Genomic DNA, 24,926 nt, shown 5'->3' on the forward strand with positions numbered 1-24,926 from the left:
GCGATACATCCGTGTGGTAAATGAGAGGGTATTATGGAACATCGTTCAACAGGATGGGGAAGCGGACTCCTGGGCGTCGCGATCTTCAGCGGCTCGCTGCCGGCGACGCGCGTGGCCGTCGCCGGCTTCTCGCCGCTCTTCCTCACCTCGGCGCGGGCGGTGATCGCGGCGGCGCTCGGCGCGCTTCTGCTCGGAGCCTTCCGAGCCCGTCGGCCTGAGAAGGCCGACCTCGTTTCGCTCCTTGTCGTGGCACTCGGCGTCGTTCTCGGCTTCCCGCTCCTGACGGCCTTGGCGCTCCAGCACCTCACTTCCGCGCATTCGATCGTCTTCATCGGCCTTCTGCCGCTCTCGACGGCTCTGTTCGGCGTCCTGCGCGGCGGCGAGCGGCCCAAACCCGCCTTCTGGCTTTTCTCCTCGCTCGGCGCGGCCTGCGTCGCCGGCTTCGCTCTCGGCCAGGGCGGAGACGGCTCGGCCACGGGCGATCTTCTGATGCTCGCCGCGATCCTCGTCTGCGGCCTCGGCTATGCGGAAGGCGCCGTCCTGTCGCGAAGGCTCGGCGGATGGCAGGTGATTTCTTGGGCGCTTCTCCTCGCCCTCCCCGCCATGCTCGCGCTGGCTCTCGCGACCTGGCCCGACGCGCTGCCGCCCGCATCGGCGCCGGCCTGGCTCGGGCTCGCCTATGTCGCGGTCTTCAGCATGCTGATCGGCTTCGTCTTCTGGTATCGCGGGCTGGCGCTCGGCGGCATCGCGGGCGTCGGCCAGCTTCAATTGCTTCAGCCCTTTCTCGGACTGGCTCTCGCCGCCGCGCTCCTCGGCGAGCCCGTGGCGTGGACCATGGTCGCGGCGACGTCCCTAGTCGTCGCCTGCGTCGCCGGTGCGAAGCGCTATGCCTGACACCGAATAGTTCCGTCTTTGTTCTCCCTTCGAAACCGGCTATCCTCCCGGGCGCGGCGAGAATCGCGGTGCGCCCTGGACGCTCCGCGCTCAGACGAATTCGAAGGTGCTCCCTTGCGACAAGCGGACCGGGACGAAGAGGAAGCGGAGATCGGCGAGGAGCTCGCCGAGCACACGACCGCGCCCGTCGCCCCCCACGCACCCTCGCGCAAGATCATCCATATCGACATGGACGCCTTCTATGCCTCGGTGGAGCAGCGGGACGACCCCTCGCTTCGCGGCCGGCCGGTGGCCGTCGGCGGCTCGCGCGAGCGCGGCGTGGTCGCAGCCGCGAGCTACGAGGCGCGGACCTTCGGCGTGCGCTCGGCCATGCCCTCGGTCACGGCGCGGCGCAAATGTCCCGACCTCGTCTTCGTCAAACCGCGCTTCGACGTCTACAAGGCGATCTCCGGCGAAATCCGCGCCGTCTTCGCCGAGCACACGGACCTGATCGAGCCCCTGTCGCTGGACGAGGCCTATCTCGACGTGTCCCTCAACAAGCAGAACATCGCCTCGGCCACCGCGATCGCCGAGGCGATCCGCGAGCGCATTCGCGAGGTGACGGGCCTCACCGCCTCGGCCGGTGTGTCCTACAACAAGTTTTAACGCACACCCACAGGCGTTTCTTGTCAACAATTAGGGGCAAGCCGCTGTAAAACATTGCAAAATGCGCGTTTGACATAGTTTCTTCCCTGGGGTAACTGCCTCCGCCCTATGAAGCATCTGTTGAAGTCCGAAGGCATCGCCGAACTCAAGGTCGCTTTGGTCGTCTTTTCTGATGGCGAGCGATGCCCAATGCTCGTGGCGAGCGACGGCATCCCCCTGTTTGACCCGACAGTCTGGTCGCTCACGAAGTATCGGAGGAGGAGTGCATCCACCTTGGAGCAAGCCCTCCGCGGGGCCATGCTCATCCACCTGTTCTGCTGGCGCCAAGGCATCGACCTGGCCGAACGCATCAGGAGCGGCGCGTTCTTCGACGTCGGAGAGCTGGATGCCCTCGCATCGGACGCCTCAAAACCGTTCGCCCGGCTGCGGGGAACTTTGAAGATGGTTCCCGAAGCTGCGGTCGCCAGGAGACGCCGTCGCTCCGTTGCAAGAATGCATCGAAGGCTTCCTTCGACGGCCCGCGTGCAAGTGGTCACTCCCGCCACTGCGATGATCAGACTGCATTACGCCGCGAGCTACCTCAAGTGGCTCGGAGAACGACAGCGACCCCGTTTCCCCACCGGGGCCATGAGCACCGACGAGGCGTTCGCGAGGATGCGGGAATACGGGGCGAGGCTGCTGGAAGTAGTCGGACAGATCGAGGAACGGATGCCGTCCGCCACCGACTCGGACCGCACGAGCCTTGAGCCCGAACAGCGGACCCGCCTTCTCGCGGTCGCCCACCCGGACAGCCTGGACAATCCATGGAGCGATCCGTTCGTGCGTCGGCGGAACTGGGTGATCGTGCGCTGGCTCCTGGCCACCGGGATGCGACGGGGTGAACTGCTCGGCCTCCGAGTGCGGGACTTCAATCGGGGCCAAGCCTATTGCGAGATCAAACGCCGCCATGACGACAAGCGCGACCGTAGACGTAGGCAGCCGAACGCAAAGACATTGGAGCGCTTCGCCCCTTTGGACGAGGACCTGACCGAGCTCGGGGAGGAGTACCTCGAAGCCCGCAACCGGATCGAGGCCGCGCGCAAGCACGGCTTCCTCTTCGTCGCGCAAGACGGCAAAGCCCTTTCGGAGAGCGCGATCACGGGATTGTTCGCGTTGCTGCGCGAGAAGCATCCGGACGTCGGCCCGGTGAGCGCTCACGTCCTCCGGCATCAGTGGAACGAGGACTTCTCTGCCTACGCCGACGCGATCAATTTGAGCGCCGAAGAAGAAGTCCGTGAACGCCGCTTGCTGATGGGGTGGTCCCGGACGTCCAAGATGCCGGGCCACTACTTGAAGCGCCGGACGAAGGTCAAAGCCGACGAACACAGCAGGGACATGCAGCGCCGGCTGATGAAGCACGGGTCCGCGATCCGGCAACGGATGCAGGACATGGAACGGGCAACCAAGGCGTTGCAGGACGACAGGGCATGGCTCGGGGAGGTGATCGGTGCGTAAACCACCCGTCGGCAAGCCGCCACACGCGGAGGCGGCCTACGAGCTTCCGGACCAAGCCGAGACCCGCGACGGATACGTCTACCGTCCCTGCGACGATGATTGGCCCATCGTCACCGAAACCGGTCGGCTGAACTTCCACTTCGGCGATCTTGGTGTCGCTTACACGCTGAAGACCGGGTTCAAGGGGTTCGTCACGGCGCGACTGCGCAGCGAGAACCCTAAGTCGGCGTATGCGAATTACCAGTGGGTCCGAGGACTGGTCCTTCACATCGCGACCTACGACCCAAACGCACGTGCGATCTCATCCGCCCACCTGATGAATTATTCCGCTTCGCTCGAAGAGGGCCAAGGCTACCGTTCGACCGACGCCAACAGCGCTGTACGAACGTGGGCGCGCCTCGGCATCCCCGGTGTCTCGAGGGAAGCGTTCGTCACCGCCACTGACATGCCGAAGCAATCTAGGAAGCGAGCGCTCGCTGTCCGGTTGCGGTGCCCAGTCCAAGGTGCGTACACGAACCTCGAGTATGACGGACTGTACAAGGCCCTGCATTCGGCTTTCGCCGGGGGCAAAATCGCCATCGACAACTACGGTCTCTGCCTTCTCAGCGGAGCGATCGGGCCCAGGCCCGTTCAGATCGCCAGCCTTACGGTCGGCGATTTGACGGTCACGATGGGCCCCGCGGGAAAAACGTACGTCCTATCGATCCCCCGGGCGAAGCAAAGGGGCGCACGATACCGGACACAGTTCACCGAACGCCCGCTCATCGAAGAGATCGGAATGGTCATCGAGGCGCAATCCCTGTTGGTTCGCGAGCAGGCGCGGCTCTGCGGGATGCCCGTCCCCGACCAGGCACCCCTGTTCCCGGCAGTTCACGCGAGCGGTACATTCTATGACGGTAAGAAAACCCCTGCCCGCCCGACGTCAGCTTCAATAACGATGAGGATCATCAACGTGATGGAGGGATTGGGCGTTAATTCCGAACGAACCGGAGAGGCGATCAACGTGAACGCCACACGCGCGCGACGCACGGTCGGTACGCGGGCGGCACAGGAGGGCAGATCCCTAGACGAGATCATGGTGATCCTCGACCATACGTCACGTACCGCAGCTCAAAGTTACATCGAGGTTCGTTCCGAGCTTCTCCAGCGCCTCGACAAGAAGCTTGCCATGTTGCTGGCACCCATGGCGCAGCGCTTTGCGGGAACCCTTGCGGCGCGTGGAAACGACGTCGGGCAAGGCATCGAGCGGCACATCCTTGGATCCGTTGATGAAAGCGAAGGGCCCGTGGCCTTGGGCGGATGCGGGAAGCACGGCTTCTGTGGCCTCGGGAAACCGATTGCCTGCTACACGTGCCGGCTGTTCCATCCATGGTTGGATGGACCGCATGAAGAGATCCTCGACTGGCTTCTCGGTAGGCGCAGGGAGATGGCCGAGGACGGATCCATGGCCGTCGCCGCCACACTTGACGACACGATCGTCGCGTGTGCCGAGGTGGTCCGCCAATGCCAAGCGAGGGCGGCATCGCTGGAAAACGACCGAAATGGCTGACGTCATCCCGTTCGTGCCGAAAGCCCATCTCGCCGCCTTGGCGAACATGGAAGAGTTCGTACGGTTTTGCCGCGAAGAACTCACCGTGTTCGGCGCCGATCTCGAGTTCACCTCATCTTCCTGGAACGTCACGAAATCCTACCATATCCGTGGCAAGTCCCATAAGCACATCCTGAACTTCACCATGAACGCACCGCGGCGGGGGCAACTGGGTGCCGCTATGCCGGAGCCGTTCGCGGGTCAGGTGAAGGCCTACATCCGTTACCAGGTAGGTCGAGGTCCGGCGAAGGCTCCTCCACAGAATGAAATCCTCGCTTTCAGGGCGTTGCTCGCGGCGTTCCTCGACAAAGCAGTGGCGCCGGACTTGGGTTCGGTGGATGCCCATCTCCTCGACCATGCCGTCCAACTTGCCGCCGCAAGGAGACCCGGCAACCATGCAGCGAGCATCGGCGTTCTTTTGACGCCGATCTCGCAGTTCCTCAGAGAGAACAATCTCGCAGCGAACGCCCCGATCGACTGGAAGCACGGCCAAGAGTGGGAACTGTACAACAAGCGCTCGAGAGACGAGCGCCGTGCGGCACTGATGCCTTCAGACGAGGCGCTCCAAGCGCTCCCACGGAGTTTTCGCAAAGCGACGGAACCCCGAGACGTGATCGCCACGTCGGTGATGGCGCTGCTGGCGTGCGCCCCGAGTCGCATAAACGAGCTCTTCGCACTCCACCACGACTGCGAGATCAAGCCCCTGACGGATGGCGACGAGGGTTACATGCTGCGGTGGGCGGGCTCGAAGGGCCACCACGACTTCGTAAAGGGCATCCCCGCAGTGATGGCCGATGTCGCCAGGGAGGCGCTCGCTCGGCTGAAGAAGCATACGGCGGAAGCACGACGCATCGCGGCTTGGTATGAGCATCATCCCGATCGTCTCTATTTGCCGGACGACTGCGTTCACCTGCGGGGCAAGGACCTCTCCGGGGCGGACATCGCGCGTATCATCGGCTTCAACGAAGCTGCCAACGGACGAGACTGGGCAATCGACCGCAAGCTCAAGCCGATCGAAGGGATGCGATCCTCTGGCGGGCGAAGGATCTTTGCGTTCCGCTTCTCGGACGTCGAAAGCGCCATCCTGTCCGAGTTGCCGCATGGCTTCCCGATCTTCGACAAGCAAACGGGCCTCCGCTACAGCGAAGCGCTGATGCTGGTGCGCCGGCAGGAATTCGCCGACCGCGGACGCGGACGATGGCGCTGCATGGTCGCCCCCGTTTCCTATGGCAACATCATGCACAGCTTCCACAGGCCCGACGGCGTCTTCGCGCGTCTTGGACTGTCGACGCCCGAGCATCCGATCGTCCTGAAGACCCACCAACTGAGACATTGGCTCAACACGCTGGCACAGCGGGGCGGCCTGACGGAGGCGGAGACCGCGGCCTGGAGCGGCCGCTTGGACCCCCGGCAGAACGAACCCTACGACCACCGGACGCCCGAGGAGATGCTGCAAGCGATGCGCCGCCGGGACAAGGAGGTGGCCACCATCAAGGGTACGGCGGTGAGCGTGAACCCACCGGTCGCGCGGAACGAGGCTGCGGCGCGCGCCGTCCACGGGCATGCGACCGACATCGGCTTCTGCGGGCACGACTTCGCCTCGTCCCCCTGCATGATGTTCATGCAGTGCCTGCACTGCACCAAGCACACGTGCGTCAAGGGCCATGATCCGCGACACCTCGAAAGGGTGGAGCTCGGCTTGGAGCGCGCTCGGCAAAGCCTCGTGGAGGCAGAGGTGGCGCTGGCGAAGGAGTACGAGGGTGCCGACGACTGGGTCCGAGCCCATCGCGAGACGATCGAGCGCCTCGAGCAATTGCACGGCATCCTGTCCGACCCGACCGTGCCGGACGGTTCGGTGATCCGGCTCGCCAAGTCCGGCCGTTACTCCCTGGTCGAACAGGCCATGCGCGACAACGAGGTGGTCACGGGCGTCCTGCTGCCGCGGAACGTCGACGGCATGCGGGGGATCGGTGCAGGGACTGCCGGTGCCTAGGGGCGTACGCAGGAAGCCCCCTGCCCGCCGTCCCCGCGCGCCGCCCATGACCCCGGAGCGCATCGCCCGCATCGTTGCCCTGATCGACGGATGGACGGGTCGCCTCACGTGGGATGCGCTCTGCGAAGCGGTCGCGCGCGAGACCGGCGCAAGCTACAGGCGCGCGTCGCTCAACAACTACCTTCAGATCAAGGCTGCCTACAAGGCCTACGTCGAGAAGCCCACCCAAGCACCCGGCGGGAATGCGACCCCGGCACCCAAACAAAAAGGACCGAGCAGGACGCAGAAGAAGATCATCAGCCTCGAAAGGAAGGTCGCCGAGCTGACGACCGTGAACGACGCCCTGCTGGAGAAGTTCGCCCGTTGGGCGGTGAACGCCAGCTCGCGCGGCCTCGACGAAGCGTTCCTGGATCAGCCCCTGGTACAGATCAAGCGATCCGAGAACCGATGATGGCGCAGAAGTCGTTCCTAGAGGTGAGCGAGGAGAACCATGCCAAGCTTGTCGAGTTCGTGGAGCGCTTACGCGCTTCCGGCCTGAAACTCCCCGGGCGTCTGGGCAAGGTCAACAAGACCGCCGTCGCGAGGGCGTGCGGCTTTGCGCGTGAGGTTTTCCAGCAGAACTCCCGCTTCGCCCGCACCCTGGAAGAGGCCGTCGCGGAGCTAGGCATCGACGTGCCGCAGGCGGAGGAGCCGGAGCCGCGGGACAGCGGGGACAAGTCCAGGATCATGCGTCTTGAGCAACAGCTCGCCGCCGTCCGCAGCGAGAACCATGAGTTGAGGCGGCGCTTGCGCCGCTACGAGGCCATCGTGGACCACGTGGCGGTGTCGGGGCGGAGGGTGATACCATGAGTTCCTCCCCGATGGCGGCATGGAGAACGGAGCTGCCGCGCGGCTACCATGTCGTCCGGTTCCTGGCGGGACGACCGGAGTTCGTCGGCGTGGGTCCCGCTACGGCCCAGCGGATGTGGGATGTCTTCGGGGAAAGCCTTGACGACATCCTCGCCGAAGGCGACGTCGAGCGCCTGACGAAGGTCCTGCCGCGGACGCAGGCCGAGATCGTCTGCGATGCGTGGCGGAACCAAAGGACCATCACGAAAGCGGTCGCGTTCTTCGACCGGCACGGCATCGACATCCGTTACGCCCGGAAGGCCGTCGAGCTGTGGGGCGACGAAGCCATCGCCAAGCTCCAGGAGAACCCCTACCGCCTGTTGACGCTGTGCACCTGGAGAGAGGTGGATCGGGCCGCGAGGCGGCTCGGGGTCGGAGCTGACGACCCGCGACGGCAGGTCGGGGCGGTGGAGGCGGCGCTCTACGAGCGGCTCGACGGGAAACACACGGTCACGTCCCGGGAGAAGCTCGTCCGCCATGCCTGCACGCTGCTCGGAGCGACGCCTGCGGATGCGGAACGCGCCGTGGCCATCGCGGTGGACGACGGTGCGGCCGTCCCTTGTCCCGGTGGCTACCAGCCCGCGGGCGCCGCTTACGCCGAGCGGTTCATCGAGACCCGCATCCGTGCGGCGCTGGCCGATGACGGACAGCCGAGGGATCTGCTGGCGAGCCGACCCACCCCAGTTGCGATGTCGACCTTCCTGGAACGTTATAACAGTCTCGCCTCCCAGCGACTGACGAGCGAGCAGGCAGACGCGGTGACGATGGCGTTGAACCATCGGTTCGCGATCCTCGTCGGCGGCGCGGGGGTCGGCAAGACCACGACGCTCCGCGCCATAAACGAGGCCGCCGAACACTTCGGATTCCACGTGCACCAGCTCGCGCTCGCAGGGAGGGCCGCGCAGCGAGTGGCGGACGCCACCGGCCGGGCGGCCCGTACGATCGCCTCCTGGCTTTGGGATGCCTCGAAAGGCCGCGCGGAAACGGGAGCGCACACGCTCGTCGTCGTCGACGAAGCGAGCATGCTGGACCTACCCACGCTCTACCGCATCCTGTTCCATCTCCACCAGGATGCGAGGCTGCTGCTGGTCGGGGACGTCGCCCAGCTCGCCCCGATCGGATACGGCCTCACCTTGCACCGTCTTGTTTCCAGTCCCCGGATCCCCCGTGTCGAGCTGACCCGCATCATGCGGGCCGACGAGGCGACGGGAATTCCGGCGGTGTCCCGAGCCGTACGTGAAGGCAAGTTGCCCGAGCTACCGACCTACGGGGACGGTCGCACCGGGTGCAGCGTCGTCGGATGCGGGCCGGAAAGCGTCATCGACGAGATCGAGCGGATCCGCGACGACCTCCGCGGCGAGGAAGTGCAGGTCGTGGGAGCGACCTATGCCGGCCCCGCCGGGATCGACGCGATCAACACGCACTTCCACCGCTACAACGCCCATGGTCGCCTGCGGCTCAAGCGCTTCGCCGAGGGTGACCCGGTCATCTGGACGAAGAACGACCACGAGCGCGGCCTTTGGAACGGAACCATGGGGCATGTCCTCGTCGTGAAGGAAGACCGCCTTACGGTCCGGCTCGACGGTCGGACCTTCGACCTCCTGGCTGCCGACCTGTCCGGCCGGATCGACCTCGCCTACGCGATCAGCACGCACAAGGCGCAGGGGTCGCAGTGGGGCACGATCATCGTGCCGCTGAGTTCCAGCCGTCTCTTCGATCGGGCCCTCCTCTACACGGCGCTGACACGAGCCGAGCGACGCGTGGTCCTGGTCGGCGACCTCGGGCATCTGCACCGTGTGGTTACACAGCAACCGAGTTCGCTTGCGCGCGACGTCGCGCTTGCCGTCTGATGGATCGCACCTCGTCGAATGGGCGGATGATCGCGCGGAGCCAGGACCCCGGATCCACGGTCCTGCCAGCATTCGCGCCGTTCCAGAATACCCTCAGGGCGGACGCGGCCCGGTCCGGCGCGCTCCCCATAGCGCCGTAGCTGGACCGGGCCGCGTCCGCCCGTCCCCGTGCCCAGCACCTCGCAGCGGCGGCGCCGGAGTCGACCGGCATCCCGGTAGTGAGCGACCGGATGCCGGCCAGCCTTCAAGACACGCATCGGGACAAGCTTCGTCAGGAGCCGGCCGACGCGTCCCGGTCGCTTCATGCACAAGAGCGTCCAGCACTGCATCGGCAAGCATTTCGCGGGAGGAGCCTTACCTTGCCGCCGCGTCGAGGATCGCCGCGAACTGCTCGGGCGGCAGCGCCCCGCGGTACTTCTTGCCGTCGACGAAGAAGGTCGGCGTGGAGTCGACGCCGAACTCGCTCGCACCGCGGTCCTTCGTCGCGACGACCTTGGCCTGTAAGTCGGCGTCGGAGAGGCATGCCCTGAAGCTTTCCTCCGTGAAGCCCGCCATGCGCGCGATCGACATCAACCTGCTGGCCGCGTCGTCCGCGTGCGCCCAGCTTTCGGACTGCTCGAACAGGGCGTCGACCATCGCCGTCCGCCCGTTCTCGCCAGGGGTGCAGCGCGCCAGCATGGAGGCGGCGACCGCGCGCGGGTCGAACGGGAACTCGCGCACGATCAGCTTGGCCTTCCCCGTGTCGAGGTAGTCCCGCTTCAGGGTCGGGTAGGTGTTGGCGTGGAAGGCCGCGCAGTGGTCGCAGGTCATCGAGGCGTACTCGACGATGGTGATCGGCGCGTCCGCGCGTCCGATAACCACGTCGGGCAGTACCTGCCCGGACATGAGGGCAGCGACGTCGACCTCGCCGTCCGGCACGGGCGCGGCAGCGACCGGGGCCGCGGGCGCGGACGTCGCCGCCGGGGCCGGCGACGTGTTCTCCGCGACGGCAGCGGGCGGAGCGCCCTCGTCCGAGCATCCAGCGAGCGCGAGAAGGACGATGCCGAGGGCGGGCACGAGGGATCGGTGCGCGCGCCGACGGGCGCCGCGAACGGTTCGGGTCATTGGAATGGTCCTGGATGCGCGCGGGCGGCCCTCGGGCGGCGGCGCGGGGAGACGGAAACGGTGACGGTCCGGCCGCGGGGGCCGGGTTCAGGCCCGCGTCCGGTCCGGCGGGCGCTCGTCGGGCATCCGGTCGCGGCCGAGGAGGAGGTCGGCCGGCAGGGGGCCGACGCGCGCTGCCGAGAACACGCGCGATCCGAGATCCGGACGGACGTCCGTCACGAGACCGACGCCGCAGTGCACGTCGTCCGGCGACGCGGTTCCGTCCGATCCGCCTGCCGCGTCGGCATCGTGCGCCCCGGCCTCGAACGAGACCGTCACCGTCTCGGCGCAGCCGGGCACCGCCGCCATCCCATGGGCGAGGGAGGCGAACAGGGAGGCCAGCAGGACGAGCGCGAGCGCGGCGAACTTCATGCGCCCCATGATCCCGACCGGGGCCGCCCAGTCAACATGCGACCCGACCGATACGGGCGCGCCAGCGTCGCCGCCTTTTGCCCACGTGCGCCGGCCGCGGCCCTTTACCCGTCCGACCCGATCGGGCACCGTCCTCGGGTCGCCCGCGCCAGCGCGCATGCCCCCGCTCGGATGCCCGTCCATCCGTTCCGGGTAAAACGCATGTCCGGCACGGAACATTGTTCCCCTTAAGGGAATTTCGGCATTGTGCCCTGTGGGGGAACCCTATATCGATATGCGTGTCCTCTCCAAGAAGACGCTGAGGGAGTTCTGGGAGTCGGAGCGCAAGCACGCCGTCTCGCAGGGGCCGCTCGAGGCATGGCACCAGGAGGCGCTGGCCGCGAGCTGGCAGAACCCGAACGACCTGAAGGCCACCTACAAGAACGCGAGCGTCCTCAAGGGCGGCCGGGTCGTCTTCAACATCAAGGGGAACGACTACCGCCTGATCGTCAGCATCAACTACGCGGCACAGATCGTGTTCGTATGCTGGGTCGGGACGCACGAAGACTACGACGAGATCGACGCGGAGACGGTCAGATGCACGTGAGGCCCATCAAGTCCGAGAGCGACTACGAGACCGCGCTGGCGCGGGTCGGCGACCTCATGGCGGCGGAGCCGGGCTCGCCGGAGTTCGACGAGCTTGAGGTGCTGTCCACGCTGGTCGAGTCGTGGGAGGCGAAACACCACGCCATCGCGCATCCCGACCCGATCGACGCCATCGCGTTCCGGATGGAACAGGCGGGCCTGCGCCAGCGGGACCTCGTCCCGTTCATCGGCAGCGCGAGCAAGGTGTCCGAGGTCATGAAGCGCCAGCGGCCGCTGACGCTCGCCATGATCAAGAACCTGCACTCGGGGCTCGGCATCCCGGCCGAGGTGCTGCTGCGCGAGCCCGCGCGCGGCCCCCGCAAGGATGCCCTCGACGCCGAGCGCCTGCCGTGGGGCGAGATCGTGAAGCGGGGATGGATCCCGGGCTTCGCCGGCACCGCGCGCGAGGCGAGGTCGCGTTGCCATGAACTCGTGGCCTCGCTCGTCCCGCAGTCGGCCGGCTCCTGCCTCCAGCCCGCCCTGTACCGCAGGTCGATCCGCGGCGGGGCCGCCATGGACGACCATGCCGTCACGGCGTGGACGTCGCGGGTCGTGTCGCTGGCCTGCGCCCAGGCGCTCCCCGGCCGGTACGAGCGGGGCGTCGTCGACGACGCGTTCGTGTCCGGCCTCGTGCGCCTCAGCTTCCTCGACGACGGGCCACGTCTCGCCCGCGAGTACCTCGCCAAGCACGGCATCCACCTCGTCGTCGAGAGGCACCTCCCGAAGACGAGGGTCGACGGCGCCGCCACCGTGCTGCCCGACGGCTCCCCGGTGATCGGCCTGTCGCTCCGGTTCGACCGCCTCGACAATTTCTGGTTCTGCCTCGCCCACGAGCTGGGGCACGTCGCCCTGCACCTCGGCGATGGCGGGGACGAGTGGTTCGTGGACGACCTGGAGTCCGACGCCGAGGGCGGGGAGACGTCACGCGAGGCCGAGGCCGACGCTTGGGCCCTCGAGGCGCTGTTGCCCGCCGACGCCTGGGCCGGCGCCGGACCCGTCCGGCGGGAGGCGGAGGTTCGGGCGCTCGCCCGCAAGCTGTCCGTCAGCCCCGCCATCATCGCGGGACGCATCCGCTTCGAGCAGCGGAACTACAGGCTGCTCAACGACCTGATCGGCCAGGGAGAGGTGCGCCGCCAGTTCGGCGTCGCATGAGGCGGCCGGCAACGGTCACCGACAGAGACTGACGGGGCGCCGATACGCGGCGGAAACGGGAGCCGACCGATCCAGACGGAGCGGCTGCGCCTGAGGAACTTCCGGGCCGTCGACGCCGAAGGGCTCCTTGCATACCTGCGCGAGCCGCGGGCACGGTGCTTCCTGTCCATGAAGCTTGCCGACCTCGCGGCCGCCGGGACGGAGGCGGCGCGAGGCGGCTCGTCCGACGAGCACGCGGCGATCGCCCTTGCCGGGACCGACAACCTGATCGGCGACCTCTTCGCCGCGCGCGAGGAACCGGACACCCACTCCGTCGGCTGGAACCTCAACGCGGACCATGCTGGCGCCGGGTTCGCGCTCGAGGCGGCGCGGGCGCTCTTCCGGCACATCTTCGACGATCGGGGAGCACGGCGCCTCCATGCCTACGTCGAGGTCGACAACGCGTCGTCCCGCCGCCTCTGCGAGAGGCTCGGCATGCGGGTCGAGGGCACGTTCGTCGAGTTCGTCACCTTCACCGGCGACCCCGACGGCATGCCCGTCCGCGAGGACACGATGCAGTACGCGATCCTGCGTCGGGAGTGGAATGCCGCCGGTCGAGCTCGGGCTGCGGCGCGGGTTGCCTGACGGAGGGTCGCCCGGCGGACACTCAGTGCGACAACGTTCCGGCGACGAAATCGAACAGCAGCTTCACGTTCAGGATCGCGATGGCCACGGCGATCGCCAACGCCACACCAGCCAACCAGCGCGGGGCGACGAGCTCGCCCATCTTCCGGCGGTCCATCGTGAAGAGCACCAGCGGGAACACGGCAAAGGAAAGCTGAAGGCTGAGGACCACCTGCGTGAGGATCAGCAGCCGTGCTGTGCCCGCATCCCCGAACCAGATCGTCACCGATGCCGCCGGCACGATGGCGATGATCCGCGTGATCAGACGGCGCAGCCACGGCGCGAGCCGGATGTTGAGGAAACCCTCCATCACGATCTGCCCGGCCAGCGTCGCCGTGACCGTGGAGTTGATGCCGCAGCACAGGAGGGCGACGCCGAAGAGGATCGGCGCGACGGCGGCACCGAGGATCGGCGCCAGCAGGCTGTGCGCTTCGCCCAGTTCGGCGATCCCCGTGCGGCCCGACGTGTGGAAGGCCCCGGCCGCCAGGATCAGGATCGACGCGTTCACGAGGAGCGCGAAGCAGAGCGCGACGGTGGAGTCGATCGTCGCGAAGCGCAGCGCCTGGCGTTTCTCCGGCAGGCTCGTGCCGTAGTCTCGGGTCTGCACGATGCCCGAGTGGAGGTAGAGGTTGTGAGGCATGACCGTCGCGCCGAGGATGCCGAGCGCGAGGTACAGCATCTCCGGGTTCGACACGATCTCGGTGGTCGGTGCGAACCCGCGGATCACGTCGCCCCAGTTCGGGTCGACCATGGCGATCTGGACGGCGAAGCACACCGCGATGACGCCGAGCAGCGTCACGATCAGCGCCTCGACCCACCTGAAGCCTAGCCTTTGCAACCAGAGGATCAGGAACACGTCGACGGCGGTGATCAGGACGCCGATCTCGAGCGGGATACCGAACAGGAGGTTGAGGCCGATTGCCGTGCCGATGACCTCGGCGATGTCGGTCGCCACGATGGCGATCTCGGCCAGGAACCAAAGCGGCAGCGCCACGTAGCCGGGATAGGCGTCGCGGCAGGCCTGCGCGAGGTCGCGTCCGGAAGCGATGGCCAGCCTTGCGCAGAGCGACTGGAGCACGATCGCCATGACGTTGGACAGGAGCGCGACGAAGAGCAGCGTGTAGCCGAAGGCCGATCCTCCGGCGATCGACGTCGCCCAGTTGCCCGGGTCCATGTAGCCGACGGCGACGAGATAGCCGGGGCCGAGGAAGGCGGCTGCCTTGCGCCAGGGCGGGGCGTTCCGGTCGACGCGGACGGTGCGGTGAACGTCGAGGAGCGACCCGTCCCCGCGGTCCCGCTTCCATCCGGCATCGTCCACGCCTTCGTTCGAACCGGTCATCGTTCCGTGCCTCGCCCGCGATCGCATAGATTTGTTTCACGACACATGGTTTGTCCAGTGACAAACTTTGTGCGTGAGGCTGCATCCTGCTACCGTGCCGCCATGCAAGGGAACACGAGATGACGGCCGAGCGAGACGAACCCGGGGCCGCCCCCATCGCCGCGCGCTTCGCCCGCGTGCGCAAGGCGAACCAGTCCGAGCTGTCGGAGGACTACGTCGAGATGATCGACGACCTGATCGGCGAGTTCGGGGAGGCGCGGGCGACCGACCTCGCGGAACGCTTCGGCGTGTCCTCGGGCACCGTCGCGCGCACCGTCCAGCGCCTCGCTCGCGATGGTCTCGTGGAGTCCAAGCCCTACCGGGCGATCTTCCTGACGGCCGAGGGCAAGGAACTCGCCGAACGCGTCAGGGAACGGCACCGCGTGGTCGTCGACTTCCTCGTCGCGGTCGGCGTCGCGCCCGACGCGGCCGAGATGGATGCCGAGGGGATCGAGCACCATGTCGGAAAGGACACCCTGGAGGCCTTCCGCAGGTTCCTGGCCCGCTGACGGCGGTGCGTCGGTCAGCGCTCGGCGTCGGCGGGATCGTCGACCAAGGCGTCCGGCCGGCTGACCTGGACGGCGGTCATGGACGTCTTCACCGCGAGTTCCTTGGTGCCGAGCCGCTTCAGCATGTCGCGGAACCGCGGGTGCATGCCCCCGTCGACGTAGGCCATCGGCATGCCCGCACGCCCCTCGGACAAGAGGGACTGGAGCAGCTTGTCGTCACGCTCCCGCTTGGCGGCCACCTCGGGCGCGACGCGCGCCTCGAGCGGCGGGCAGGACGCGGCTGGATCGAGCGGCTGGCCGTCCTTGCGGCGTGAGTCGAACACGTAACGGCCTCCGCAGGCCGCGACGTCGGGCTCCTTCCGCGTCACCTCGAAGATGTCGTAGCCGAGCTTGAGGTTGCGCCAGAAGGCGATGTTCGGGTCGCTCCTGTGGCGCGCCATCTGCTCCGCCGTCATCCGGAACGGGAAGGACTGGACCTGGAAGTCGCCCTGTCCGATCGAGAAGGCCTTCTCCGCGTCCGCGTACACCTCGCCGACGCCCTCGTCGGTCATCGCGAAACATCCCGACGACGAGCAGGCCCCGTGGACCATCAGCGAGTCGCCCGTGTAGCCGAGCGACTTCTCCAGCGGGTTCGGGTAGCCGAGGTTGAAGGACCGATGGTACTTCGAGTTCGGGTTCATCAGCGCCCGGGTGACCCGGTAGAAGCCCTCGGGGGCCTGGCGGTCGCCGTTCGTCTTCTTCGGCCCGAGCTTGCCGGACCAACGGCATAGGGGGTGCGTCTTGTGGAGGGCGTAGCGTCCGTCCGCCCCGAGCTTCCAGACCTCGAGCTCGCTCTCCTCCTTGAAGATGCGAACCAGGATCGACCCCTGCGGCCTGGCCTTCGTCTCGGCATGGACCGTCGGCACGAGGTCCTTGTAGGTCTCGTCCGACATCGACATGCAGCCGCCCGCGGACGCGAGACCGAGAAGGGCGGCCGCCAGCGCGGCTCGGCGCGTGGCGGTGCGGGCGCTTGGTCGTGCGGGAAGGTGCATCTCGATCCGAGGGTTGGACGTGGCCGATCTCCGTCCATCATCGACGGTCGGGCTGTCGCGGGGGTGACCCGGAGGGTGCAACCGTCGCGACAGCCGACAGGAGACGTCTCGATCCGGCGGAAGTGAGGCGGACGCGTCCGTCGGTCGTCAGTGCGTCTCGTGCAGGCACTCGCCATGGTCGCCGAGGACCTCGATCACCCGGCACTCCGCCACCGAGTGGTTCGAGCAGTCCGTCATGCGGGCGACCTCGGCCCTGAGCGCCGTCAGCCGGGCGATCTTGTGGTCGATGTCCGCCAGGTGCGCCGCCGCGATGCGGTCGGCGCTCTCGCAGGGACGGTCCGGCTCGCCGGCCAGCGCCAGCAGTTCGCGGATCGGCTCGATCTCGAAGCCGAGCTCGCGTGCGTGCCGGATGAAACGCAGTCGCCGCAGGTCGGCCGCATCGTAGAGGCGGCGGTTGCCTTCCGTCCTCGGCGGAGACGGCAGGAGGCCGATCTGCTCGTAGTAGCGGATCGTCGGCACCTTGATGCCGCTCGCCCGCGAGGCCTCGCCGATGGACACGCCGCCCGTCATTTTTCCGCTTGCTCCTCTAGCCACTAGAGGAGGTAGGCCTCTCCTGAGAACGATGCAAGGAGAGCGCCATGAGCGCCACGACGGGCGAGAGCCGCTTCCGGGTCACTGGCATGGACTGCGCGGCCTGCGGCAACAAGGTCGACACCGCGATCCGGCGGCTGCCGGGCGTGGAGGACGTCACCGTCTCCGTGTCGACGGGCACGGTGAAGGTGCGCCACGCGGATGGTTTCGATGCGAACGCGGTGACGCGGCAGGTGCGCAACCTCGGCTATGGTGCGGAGGCGGCGAACGGGCCGAGCCCCTCGGCAACCGCGACCCCGGCCAAGTATCACGACCACGCCGACCACGACCACGAAGGTCACGACCACGGCGACCACGATCACGGGAGGCCGGCCGCCCACGACCCTGCGGGCCACACGCACGACGACCCGGCGGAAGCGGGCCTGCCCTGGTGGCGCACGAAGAAGGCGAAGCTGACGGCCGCTTGCGGCGTCGCGCTCCTCGCGGCCTATGTCCTCGGCCACCTCGCGCCCTCGCTTGAGCGTCCGGCGTTCCTCGCCGCACTCGCGGTTGGCCTCGTTCCGGTCGCCTGGCGCGCGATCACGGCCGCCCGGTTCGGCACCCCGTTCTCGATCGAGACCTTGATGTCGATCGCCGCCATCGGCGCCGTCTTCATCGGGGCTGAGGAGGAGGCCGCGACGGTCGTGCTCCTGTTCCTCGTCGGCGAGATGCTGGAGGGGCTGGCGGCCAGCCGCGCACGGGCGAGCATCCAGGGCCTGTCCTCGCTCGTCCCAAAGACGGCCTTCCTTGAGAAGGACGGCGAGACGACCGAAGTCCCGGCGGAGAGCCTCGCGGTCGGCGCGACCATCCTCGTGCGTCCCGGCGACCGCATCCCGGCCGACGGCTCGGTCGTCGAGGGCTCGGGCGAGGTCGACGAGGCTCCGGTGACGGGCGAGAGCGTGCCGAAGCGCAAGGGTGTCGGCGACCCCGTCTTCGCGGGCACGGTCAACGCGGGCTCCGTCCTCAGGGTGCGCGTCACCGCCGCCGCCGCCGACAACACGATCGCCCGCGTCGTCCGTCTCGTGGAGGAGGCGCAGGAGTCGAAGTCGCCGACCGAGCGCTTCATCGACCGCTTCTCGAAGGTCTACACGCCCGCCGTCCTCGTGGTCGGCTTCCTCGTCGCCGTCGTGCCCCCGCTGCTCTTCGGCGCGGACTGGAGCGAGTGGATCTACAAGGGCCTCGCCATCCTCCTGATCGGTTGCCCCTGCGCGTTGGTGATTTCAACGCCCGCCGCCATCGCGGCCGGCCTGTCGGCGGGCGCGCGCCGCGGGCTGCTGATGAAGGGCGGCGTGGTGCTGGAGACGCTCGGCAAGATCACGGCCATCGCCCTCGACAAGACGGGGACGCTGACCGCGGGCAAGCCCGTCGTGACCGACGTCGTCGCGGTCGGCCGTCCGGTGCGGGACGTCCTGTCCCTCGCGGCCGCCCTCGAGAAGGGATCGAGCCACCCGCTCGCCCTCGCCATCCTCGACCGCGCCAAGGCCGACAACGCTCCCGTTCCGCCCGCCTTCGATGCCAACGCCGTCCCGGGAGAGGGCGTCGAGGGCAAGGTCGGCGGCGAACCCGTGTTCCTCGGCTCGCCTCAGGCCGCCGGGCGCCGCGTGCCTCTCGGCGACGAGCAGACGGCCGCGATCGCCGCGCTGAACGCCGAGGGCAAGACCGTGTCGGTCGTCCTCGCTCGGAACGGGATCGCGGGCTACATCGCCATGCGCGACGAGGCACGTCCGGACGCACGCGATGCCCTCGCGGCCATGAAGGCGGACGGCATCCGCGCGGTCATGCTGACGGGCGACAACCGCACGACGGCCGAGGCGGTCGCGGCGGGCCTCGGCATCGAGGCGCGCGCCGAGCTCCTGCCGCAGGACAAGCAGCGCATCGTGCGAGAGCTCCAGTCCGAGGGGTTCAAGGTCGCGAAGGTCGGCGACGGCATCAACGACGCCCCGGCGCTTGCCGCGGCCGACATCGGGATCGCCATGGGCGGGGGGACGGACGTCGCGCTGGAGACGGCGGACGCGGCGGTGCTGCATGGGCGCGTCCGCGACGTTCCGGACATGATCGCGCTGTCGAAGGCGACCATGGGCAACATCCGCGCGAACATCGCGATCGCGCTCGGGCTGAAGGCGGTGTTCCTCGTGACCACCGTCCTTGGTATCACGGGCCTCTGGCCTGCCATCCTCGCCGACACGGGCGCGACCGTCCTCGTGACCGCGAACGCCATGCGGCTCCTCGGCTGGAGGCCAAGGTGAGCGCCGCCGTCGACGACATCCTGCGGTTCGGGCCGGCGATCGTGCTGGCGGTCACCGCGGCATGGCTTGCGCTCGCCACCCGCCGCACGTCGCGGGAGATTGGGGGACGTGCTTACGGCTTCGGAAGGAGCCTCCGGCAGACGCTGGCCCGCGTCCTGTTCGCTGCTGCCGTCGTCGGTGCCCTTGCGGCCCTGGGTTTGCACGCTGCGGGAAGTGCGTGGAGCGTCCTCACGCCGATCGCGGGCGAGGCTTCAGCCGTTCGTTTGGCCGGGCTGGCGCTCGCCGTCGCGGGGCAGGTCCTGACGGTCGTGGCCCGGAGCGAGATGGGTCGACGGTGGCGGATCGGCATACCCGACAGGGCCCCCGACGCCTTGGTCACGACGGGTTTATTTGGCCTGAGCCGCAACCCCGTGTTCCTCGGGATGCTCGCGATGGCGTCCGGCCTTGCGGTCGCGGTGCCGTCCCTAGCGGTGATCGCCTGCGCGTTCGCCTTTTGGGTCGCCTGCGAGGTCCAAGTGCGGGACGAGGAGCGCTTCCTCGAACGCTCGTTCGGGGCTGCGTACGTCACCTACCGGAGCGCCGTCAGGCGCTGGATCTGACATCGAAAGGACCGATCCATGGGAAGCAAGCGGAAGACGTTGTTGGCCGGGGCGCTCGCCCTCCTCTCCGTGCCCGCGCTCGCGGCCGAGACCGTCGAGGTGTTCTCGACCTCGGGCTGCGGCTGCTGCATCGGCTGGATCAGGCACCTGGAGGAAGCGGGGTTCGAGGTCACGAACGAGAACCTCGCCATGGCGGACCTCCATGCCAAGAAGACGGGTGCCGGACTGAAGCCCGGGCAGACCTCGTGCCACACGGGCTTCGTCGGCGGCTACGTCGTCGAGGGCCACGTCCCAGCGGCCGAGGTGAAGCGGCTCCTCGCCGAGCGCCCGGACGCGGCCGGCCTCGCGGTTCCCGACATGCCCGCGGGAAGCCCCGGCATGGGGACGGGCGACGAGCCCTACGAGGTGCTCCTCGTGGCGCGCGACGGGACGTCGACGGTCTTCGCGAGGTACCCGAAGTGAGGGCCTCGATCCTCGCGGCGGCTGTCGTCGCCTGCATCGCTGTCTCCGGTACCGCTGTGGCGCACGAGTTCAAGGCCGGGGACCTGACGATCGACCATCCCTCGTCCCGGCCCACGCCGCCGGGCGCCAAGGTCGGCGTCGGATACATCTCGATCCGCAACGACGGGACGGAGCCCGACCGGTTGGTCGGCGGCTCGGCCACCGTCGCCGGCCGCTTCGAGGTCCATGCCTCCACAATCGAGGACGGCGTCGCGCGCATGCGTCGCGTCGAGGACGGGATCGCGCTGGAGCCGGGAGCGACCGTCACGCTCGCTTCGGGCGGCACCCACGTCATGCTTCTCGACCTCAAGGAGCCGATCGTGAAGGGCCAGTCGTTCGACGGCACCCTCGTGTTCGAGCGTGCCGGAACCGTGCCGGTCCGCTTCTCGGTCGAGGACTTCGGCGCCACTGCGTCTGCCCCCTCCCACGAAGGACACCGGCCGTGAACCTGCGCACCGTTCGGATCGCGCTCTGGGGCGCGGTCGTCGTCGCCGCGGGCGCGCTCGTAGGCGCGGCATGGACCCTTCCGGGCGGCCCGTCGGCTCCTGCCGCCGGAACCTCCGCGGCCGTACCGATCGGCGGCGAGTTCGCCCTGGTCGACGAGGACAGCAAGCCAAGGACGTGGGCAAGCTTCCGCGGCAAGCCGGTCGCCGTGTTCTTCGGCTTCACGCACTGCCCGGACATTTGCCCGACGACGCTGGGCGAGCTTTCGGTCCTACTCGCGGACCTCGGCCGTCGTTCCGACGACCTTCAGGTCGTGCTCGTCAGCGGGGATCCGGAGCGGGACACGCCGGAGGTCCTCAATGCCTATCTCCAGTCCTTCGACCCGAGGATCGTCGGACTGACGGGGCCGGAGGCGGAGGTCGACCGGGCCTTCGCCGCCTTCAAGGCCTACCGCCGGAAGGTGCCGACGGAGGGCGGCGACTACACGGTCGACCACTCGGCGGGAGTCTACCTCTACGACCGCGACGGCGGCTTCGTGGGCACCCTCGACATGCACGAGGACATGGAGGTGCGGCGGGAGAAGGTGGAGCGGCTGCTCTCGGTCGGCGCCTGAAGCCTCCGCACCCCGGTTCTGTTCCCCGGGGCGCGGAGGGTGCACCTTCACGGTCGGCGAGATCGCAACGGCTCGCGCGAGCGCGTCACGCCGACCTGGCGACTGCCTCGGTGAAGAGCGGCGAGAACGGCCGCGCCGCCGCCGCGGCCGAGGGCGGGGGATCGTCGTCCCGATCCGTCCACGGCGCCGGACCACGGCGCACGAGCCTCCCGAGGAGACGGTTCGTCCGCCGCGGCGCGAACCCGCCGCCCGTCACGCTTCGAACGGGCTCCCCATGTCCGTCGAGCGCCGTCATGGCCTCGAGTATGTCGTCGATCGAGACCACGGCACCGCTGTCGAGCCGACGGAGCGAGGGCGCGTCCTCGACGGCCCGGAGGTCCGAAGCCCAGGAAGCCAGAAGCATGCGCTTCTGGCCCTTCGTGAGCCCGGCCGCCGAGACGACCTGATCGGGATGGTTGAAGGTGTCCGCGCCGGGCACGGGGGACCCTTCCGCGTTCGAGGGCAGCCCCGCTAGGGTCTGGCCGGGTTCTGTTCCGTATGGGGTTTGCATAGCCACATCCTCCATTGAGCAACATGGATACGCTGTGCCGCCGCGCGACGTGCCGGAGGCACAGGTCCGGCTCCCGCGAGCCGGGCGACGATCGATGTGGAAACCGTCGGTGGCGCCGTCAAGAAGGGCGCCGGTCCGGGAAGCGGCCCGTCGGCCGCTCCCGAAGCGCCCCGGCGCGGTTTACCGACCGCCGGCCGGGGGCGTCGCGGGCATGTCCATGCCGGGCATGGCCTCGCCCTTCGGCTCGGGCATCTTCATCGACGCCATCTTCGCGCAGCAGGGGCACCCGCCCGCGGCCTCGGCGGACTGGCCGGGGGCGGACTGCGGGGCCGCCGTCGCGGGCTTGCCGCACATCATCCCTTCGCTGGCCGGCGCGGATTGGGACATGCCCGGCGCCGCCGCCTGCTCCATCATGCCGCATCCGGCGGCAGCGGCCGGAAAGGTGCCGATCGCGGTGAATGCGGCGGCGGCGAACACTAGGTTTCTCATGCGTATGCCCTCTCGTTCCGGTCGCGCGACCATGACGACAATCGTCGGCATGCGCCAGCGTCCTCGATGACGCGGAAGGTGCCGCGGGGAAGACGGGCGCATTCGACGTACGGTTCGGTGTGAGCCTAGATGGGCCTCCGGCCGTCGGGGTCGCCCCCGCGCTCTTGTAGAAGCAGCACGACGCCCGCGGCGGCCATCGACAGCGCAGCCAAGGTCACCAGCGTCGCATGGGATCCCACGCGGGCGAGGAGCACCGCCCCGGCGGTCGGCGCCAGTGCCTGCGCGACCTGCGCCGGGCGTGCCAGCCGACCCATGACGCTCGCGTAGCCGCCCGGCCCGAACAGGGCCAGCGGCACCGTCCCGCGGGCGATGGACAGGATGCCGTTGCCCGCCCCGTAGAACACCATGGCGGCGGCGATCGGCAGGACGTCGAAGGCGAGCGCGCATACGCCGACGGCGGTGAGCGCGACGGCGGCCCGCATCGTCCACAGCGGGTGGTGCCGCCCGCGGCCCGCCATCTCGAGGACGCGGGCGCCCACCTGCGAGGGGCCGACCATCGCGCCGAACGCCACGGCCGCGGCGAGCGTCTCGCCGCGGGCCTGAAGGAGCGTGAGCAGGTGGACGGAGACCAGCCCGAAGATCGTGCTGCACAGGACGATGACCCCGACGAGCAGCAGGAAGTCCCGGCGTTCCCCGACAGACGGGGCGAGGTGTTCGTCACGCCGCGTCGACACAGTGGCCGATCCCGTAACGGCAGGTATGAAGAACAGCGCCAACGGAAGCGAGACGCAGACATGGAGCGCGGCGTAGGCGAGGCAGGCGCCGCGCCAGCCGACGTGCTCGGCCATGAACGCCGACAGCGGCCAGCAGACCGTGCTGGCGAAGCCGCCCCAAAGGGTCAGCGTCGTGATGGCGGAGCGCGCATCCGACCCGTAAAGCCGCCCGAGCGTCGCGAAGGCCGGGTCGTAGAGCCCCATGCCCATTCCGAGGCCGATGATGACCCATCCGGCGAGGAAGGTCGGCAGGTTTGGCGACAGGGCGAGGACGGCAAGGCCGAGCGCCAGCAGCACGGCGCCCAGCGCCAGCACGGGCCGGCCGCCGCGCGCCGCGATGGTCGCGCCGACCCGGGGCGAGGCCGCGGCCGAGACAAGAAGGCCGACGCTGACCCCGCCGACGACCCATGGAAGGGGCCAGCCCGTGTCACGCGAGGTCGGGAGCGCGAGCACGGCCGGGAGGTAGACCGAGGAGCCCCAAGCCAGGATCTCGAAGACCCCGAGCGCCGAGATCACCTGCCAGCGCGGCCTCATTGAGGCGAGACGATCGGCAGCCACACCCAGAGGGCGACGAGCGTCGCCAGCAGCACGGGCGGGGTGAGGACGAGGCCGACCCGCATGTACTGGCCCCAGGTGATCCGCTGTCCCCTGCCCGCGAGGACGTGGAGCCACAAGAGGGTCGCGAGCGAGCCGATCGGCGTGAACTTCGGCCCGAGGTCGTTGCCGACGACATTGGCGTAGACCATGAGCTCGTGGGTCAGGGGAGCCACGCCGGCCCGGTCGATGGCGAGCGCCCCGACGAGGGTCGCGGGCATGTTGTTCATGATGGAGGCGAGCGCCGCCACTACGAAGCCCGTGCCGACGGTGGCGACGAACGTCCCCTTGTTGGCAAGCCACCGCAGGACGCCTGCCGCGATGTCGGTCAGCCCGGCGTTCCCGAGTCCGTAGACGACGAGGTACATGCCGATCGAGAACAGGACGATCTGCCATGGCGCGCCGCGCAGGACCTTCGGCAGGTCGACCACCGCACCGCGTCCACTGGTGAACCAGCGCCCCGCGACTGCCATGAGGACGAGGGCAGCGGCACCGGTGACGAGGGCGATCGGCACGCCGAGCGGCCCGGTCACGAAGTAGGCGACGAGCAGGATCCCGAGGAGAGGAAACGCGGCGCGGAACACGGCCGGGTCGCGGACCGCGCTGCCGGGGGCTTCAAGCCGGCCGACGTCGTAGGTCGCCGGGATGCCCCTTCGGAAGTACGCCCACAGGACGAGGAGCGTCGCCGCCAGCGAGACAAGGTTCACCGGCACCATGACCGCGGCGTAGCGTCCGAAGGACACGTCGAAGAAGTTCGCGGTGACGATGTTCACGAGGTTCGACACCACGAGCGGCAGGCTGGTCGTGTCGGCGACGAAGCCGCAGGCAACGACGAAGGCGAGCGCCCCGGCGGGCGGGAAGTCGAGGCGCAGGAGGATGGCGAGCACGATCGGGGTGAGAAGCAGCGCCGCCCCGTCGTTCGCAAAGACGGCGGCGATCGCCGCACCCAGCAGAACGACGAGCGGGAACAGCCGCCGCCCGTTGCCTCCGCCCCAGCGGGCGACGTGGAGCGCGGCCCAGGCGAAGAACCCGGCCTCGTCGAGAACGAGCGAGATAACGATCAGCGCGACGAAGGTGAACGTCGCGTCCCAGACGATCTCCCAGACCGTCCCGACGTCGCCCCAGCCGACGACGCCGGTCGCCAATGCAACCGCGGCGCCGGCAAGCGCCGACCATCCGATGCCGAGGCCCCGGGGCTGCCAGATGACGAGGACGAGGGTGGCGACGAAGATCGCGAGGGCGAGCATGGAGGGTCCGCGGGCG

At 68.6% G+C, this 24,926-nt stretch carries 25 protein-coding genes and 1 pseudogene; 17 read left to right on the forward strand and 9 right to left on the reverse strand.

The genetic code is table 11. The annotated features are described in order from the left end of the window. Window positions 1–33: 33 nt before the first annotated feature. The 8 genes and pseudogenes from B146_RS0105915 to B146_RS25195 all read left to right on the forward strand — a co-directional run bounded on the left by B146_RS0105915 (window position 34) and on the right by B146_RS25195 (window position 9,352). Window positions 34–894 (forward strand): DMT family transporter, encoded by an 861-nt coding sequence (locus B146_RS0105915; RefSeq protein ID WP_019995500.1) that lies wholly within the window; start codon window positions 34–36, stop codon window positions 892–894. A 150-nt stretch (window positions 895–1,044) separates the two neighbouring features. Continuing rightward, window positions 1,045–1,536: pseudogene (gene dinB, locus B146_RS25185) on the forward strand (DNA polymerase IV); the annotation flags it as partial. A 111-nt stretch (window positions 1,537–1,647) separates the two neighbouring features. Further along, window positions 1,648–3,033 (forward strand): tyrosine-type recombinase/integrase, encoded by a 1,386-nt coding sequence (locus B146_RS27600; RefSeq protein WP_081630922.1) that lies wholly within the window; start codon window positions 1,648–1,650, stop codon window positions 3,031–3,033. Then, window positions 3,026–4,582: a hypothetical protein gene (locus B146_RS0105930; protein WP_019995503.1), complete on the forward strand. Its 1,557-nt coding sequence runs from the start codon at window positions 3,026–3,028 to the stop codon at window positions 4,580–4,582. The genes B146_RS27600 and B146_RS0105930 overlap by 8 nt, the downstream gene beginning before the upstream one ends. Then, the gene (locus B146_RS0105935; RefSeq protein ID WP_019995504.1) at window positions 4,575–6,614 is read left to right on the forward strand and encodes a hypothetical protein; all 2,040 of its coding nucleotides are present in this window, start codon (window positions 4,575–4,577) and stop codon (window positions 6,612–6,614) included. Before B146_RS0105930 ends, B146_RS0105935 begins: the two co-directional genes overlap by 8 nt. 46 nt (window positions 6,615–6,660) lie before the next feature. Further along, window positions 6,661–7,065, forward strand: coding sequence for a hypothetical protein (locus tag B146_RS0105940; RefSeq protein ID WP_019995505.1), 405 nt, complete (start codon window positions 6,661–6,663; stop codon window positions 7,063–7,065). Continuing rightward, complete coding sequence (locus tag B146_RS0105945) at window positions 7,062–7,463, forward strand: hypothetical protein (protein ID WP_155897386.1); 402 nt, start codon at window positions 7,062–7,064, stop codon at window positions 7,461–7,463. Before B146_RS0105940 ends, B146_RS0105945 begins: the two co-directional genes overlap by 4 nt. Beyond that, complete coding sequence (locus B146_RS25195) at window positions 7,460–9,352, forward strand: ATP-dependent DNA helicase (protein WP_019995507.1); 1,893 nt, start codon at window positions 7,460–7,462, stop codon at window positions 9,350–9,352. The genes B146_RS0105945 and B146_RS25195 overlap by 4 nt, the downstream gene beginning before the upstream one ends. 354 nt (window positions 9,353–9,706) lie before the next feature. On the opposite strand, the gene B146_RS0105960 is transcribed toward B146_RS25195, so the two are convergent. Both B146_RS0105960 and B146_RS0105965 read right to left on the reverse strand, forming a co-directional pair. Beyond that, on the reverse strand, window positions 9,707–10,408 hold the full coding sequence (locus tag B146_RS0105960; RefSeq protein ID WP_051091520.1) for a DsbA family protein: 702 nt from the start codon (window positions 10,406–10,408) through the stop codon (window positions 9,707–9,709). 135 nt (window positions 10,409–10,543) lie between these two features. Further along, complete coding sequence (locus B146_RS0105965) at window positions 10,544–10,867, reverse strand: hypothetical protein (RefSeq protein WP_019995509.1); 324 nt, start codon at window positions 10,865–10,867, stop codon at window positions 10,544–10,546. Window positions 10,868–11,141: 274 nt separating this feature from the next. Between B146_RS0105965 and B146_RS0105970 the strand changes: the two genes are divergently transcribed. The 3 genes from B146_RS0105970 to B146_RS0105980 all read left to right on the forward strand — a co-directional run bounded on the left by B146_RS0105970 (window position 11,142) and on the right by B146_RS0105980 (window position 13,267). Continuing rightward, window positions 11,142–11,453, forward strand: coding sequence for a type II toxin-antitoxin system HigB family toxin (locus B146_RS0105970; protein ID WP_019995510.1), 312 nt, complete (start codon window positions 11,142–11,144; stop codon window positions 11,451–11,453). Further along, on the forward strand, window positions 11,444–12,643 hold the full coding sequence (locus tag B146_RS30170) for an ImmA/IrrE family metallo-endopeptidase (RefSeq protein ID WP_019995511.1): 1,200 nt from the start codon (window positions 11,444–11,446) through the stop codon (window positions 12,641–12,643). The genes B146_RS0105970 and B146_RS30170 overlap by 10 nt, the downstream gene beginning before the upstream one ends. A 90-nt stretch (window positions 12,644–12,733) precedes the next feature. Beyond that, entirely contained in the window at window positions 12,734–13,267 is a 534-nt protein-coding gene (locus B146_RS0105980) for a GNAT family N-acetyltransferase (protein WP_244877421.1), read from the forward strand. 22 nt (window positions 13,268–13,289) lie between these two features. Here B146_RS0105980 and B146_RS0105985 read toward each other — a convergent pair whose 3' ends face one another. Beyond that, a complete protein-coding gene (locus B146_RS0105985) occupies window positions 13,290–14,645 on the reverse strand; it encodes an Nramp family divalent metal transporter (protein ID WP_019995513.1) in 1,356 nt (451 codons plus the stop codon). Window positions 14,646–14,764: 119 nt separating this feature from the next. On the opposite strand from B146_RS0105985, the gene mntR reads away from it, so the two are divergent. After that, the gene (mntR, locus tag B146_RS0105990; protein WP_019995514.1) at window positions 14,765–15,193 is read left to right on the forward strand and encodes a manganese-binding transcriptional regulator MntR; all 429 of its coding nucleotides are present in this window, start codon (window positions 14,765–14,767) and stop codon (window positions 15,191–15,193) included. A 14-nt stretch (window positions 15,194–15,207) separates the two neighbouring features. On the opposite strand, the gene B146_RS0105995 is transcribed toward mntR, so the two are convergent. Both B146_RS0105995 and B146_RS0106000 read right to left on the reverse strand, forming a co-directional pair. Then, window positions 15,208–16,224, reverse strand: a complete 1,017-nt coding sequence (locus B146_RS0105995; RefSeq protein WP_019995515.1) for a L,D-transpeptidase family protein — start codon at window positions 16,222–16,224, stop codon at window positions 15,208–15,210. A gap of 147 nt (window positions 16,225–16,371) precedes the next feature. Next, window positions 16,372–16,794, reverse strand: coding sequence for a MerR family transcriptional regulator (locus B146_RS0106000; RefSeq protein ID WP_019995516.1), 423 nt, complete (start codon window positions 16,792–16,794; stop codon window positions 16,372–16,374). 68 nt (window positions 16,795–16,862) lie between these two features. On the opposite strand from B146_RS0106000, the gene B146_RS0106005 reads away from it, so the two are divergent. Genes B146_RS0106005 through B146_RS0106025 form a run of 5 tightly spaced genes read left to right on the forward strand, consistent with a single transcriptional unit; the run spans window position 16,863 to window position 21,257 of the window. Beyond that, window positions 16,863–19,100: a heavy metal translocating P-type ATPase gene (locus B146_RS0106005; protein ID WP_019995517.1), complete on the forward strand. Its 2,238-nt coding sequence runs from the start codon at window positions 16,863–16,865 to the stop codon at window positions 19,098–19,100. After that, window positions 19,097–19,699: a methyltransferase family protein gene (locus B146_RS25200; RefSeq protein ID WP_019995518.1), complete on the forward strand. Its 603-nt coding sequence runs from the start codon at window positions 19,097–19,099 to the stop codon at window positions 19,697–19,699. Before B146_RS0106005 ends, B146_RS25200 begins: the two co-directional genes overlap by 4 nt. An 18-nt stretch (window positions 19,700–19,717) precedes the next feature. Continuing rightward, on the forward strand, window positions 19,718–20,161 hold the full coding sequence (locus B146_RS0106015; protein ID WP_019995519.1) for a DUF411 domain-containing protein: 444 nt from the start codon (window positions 19,718–19,720) through the stop codon (window positions 20,159–20,161). Further along, window positions 20,158–20,646: a copper chaperone PCu(A)C gene (locus B146_RS25205; RefSeq protein WP_019995520.1), complete on the forward strand. Its 489-nt coding sequence runs from the start codon at window positions 20,158–20,160 to the stop codon at window positions 20,644–20,646. The genes B146_RS0106015 and B146_RS25205 overlap by 4 nt, the downstream gene beginning before the upstream one ends. Then, window positions 20,643–21,257, forward strand: a complete 615-nt coding sequence (locus B146_RS0106025) for an SCO family protein (RefSeq protein WP_019995521.1) — start codon at window positions 20,643–20,645, stop codon at window positions 21,255–21,257. The genes B146_RS25205 and B146_RS0106025 overlap by 4 nt, the downstream gene beginning before the upstream one ends. A gap of 85 nt (window positions 21,258–21,342) precedes the next feature. Here the strand turns inward: B146_RS0106025 and B146_RS25210 are convergent, their stop codons facing one another. The 4 genes from B146_RS25210 to B146_RS0106045 all read right to left on the reverse strand — a co-directional run bounded on the left by B146_RS25210 (window position 21,343) and on the right by B146_RS0106045 (window position 24,910). Further along, on the reverse strand, window positions 21,343–21,807 hold the full coding sequence (locus B146_RS25210) for a hypothetical protein (protein ID WP_155897388.1): 465 nt from the start codon (window positions 21,805–21,807) through the stop codon (window positions 21,343–21,345). Window positions 21,808–21,987: 180 nt separating this feature from the next. Then, window positions 21,988–22,347, reverse strand: coding sequence for a hypothetical protein (locus B146_RS0106035; RefSeq protein WP_019995523.1), 360 nt, complete (start codon window positions 22,345–22,347; stop codon window positions 21,988–21,990). A gap of 74 nt (window positions 22,348–22,421) precedes the next feature. After that, window positions 22,422–23,603: an MFS transporter gene (locus B146_RS0106040; RefSeq protein ID WP_019995524.1), complete on the reverse strand. Its 1,182-nt coding sequence runs from the start codon at window positions 23,601–23,603 to the stop codon at window positions 22,422–22,424. After that, window positions 23,600–24,910 carry an arsenic transporter gene (locus B146_RS0106045; protein ID WP_019995525.1) on the reverse strand — a complete coding sequence of 437 codons (1,311 nt, stop codon included), beginning with the start codon at window positions 24,908–24,910 and terminating at the stop codon, window positions 23,600–23,602. Before B146_RS0106045 ends, B146_RS0106040 begins: the two co-directional genes overlap by 4 nt. Window positions 24,911–24,926 lie beyond the last annotated feature (16 nt).

Source organism: Aureimonas ureilytica DSM 18598 = NBRC 106430, from assembly GCF_000382705.1.
In the GTDB taxonomy this organism is placed as follows: domain Bacteria; phylum Pseudomonadota; class Alphaproteobacteria; order Rhizobiales; family Rhizobiaceae; genus Aureimonas; species Aureimonas ureilytica.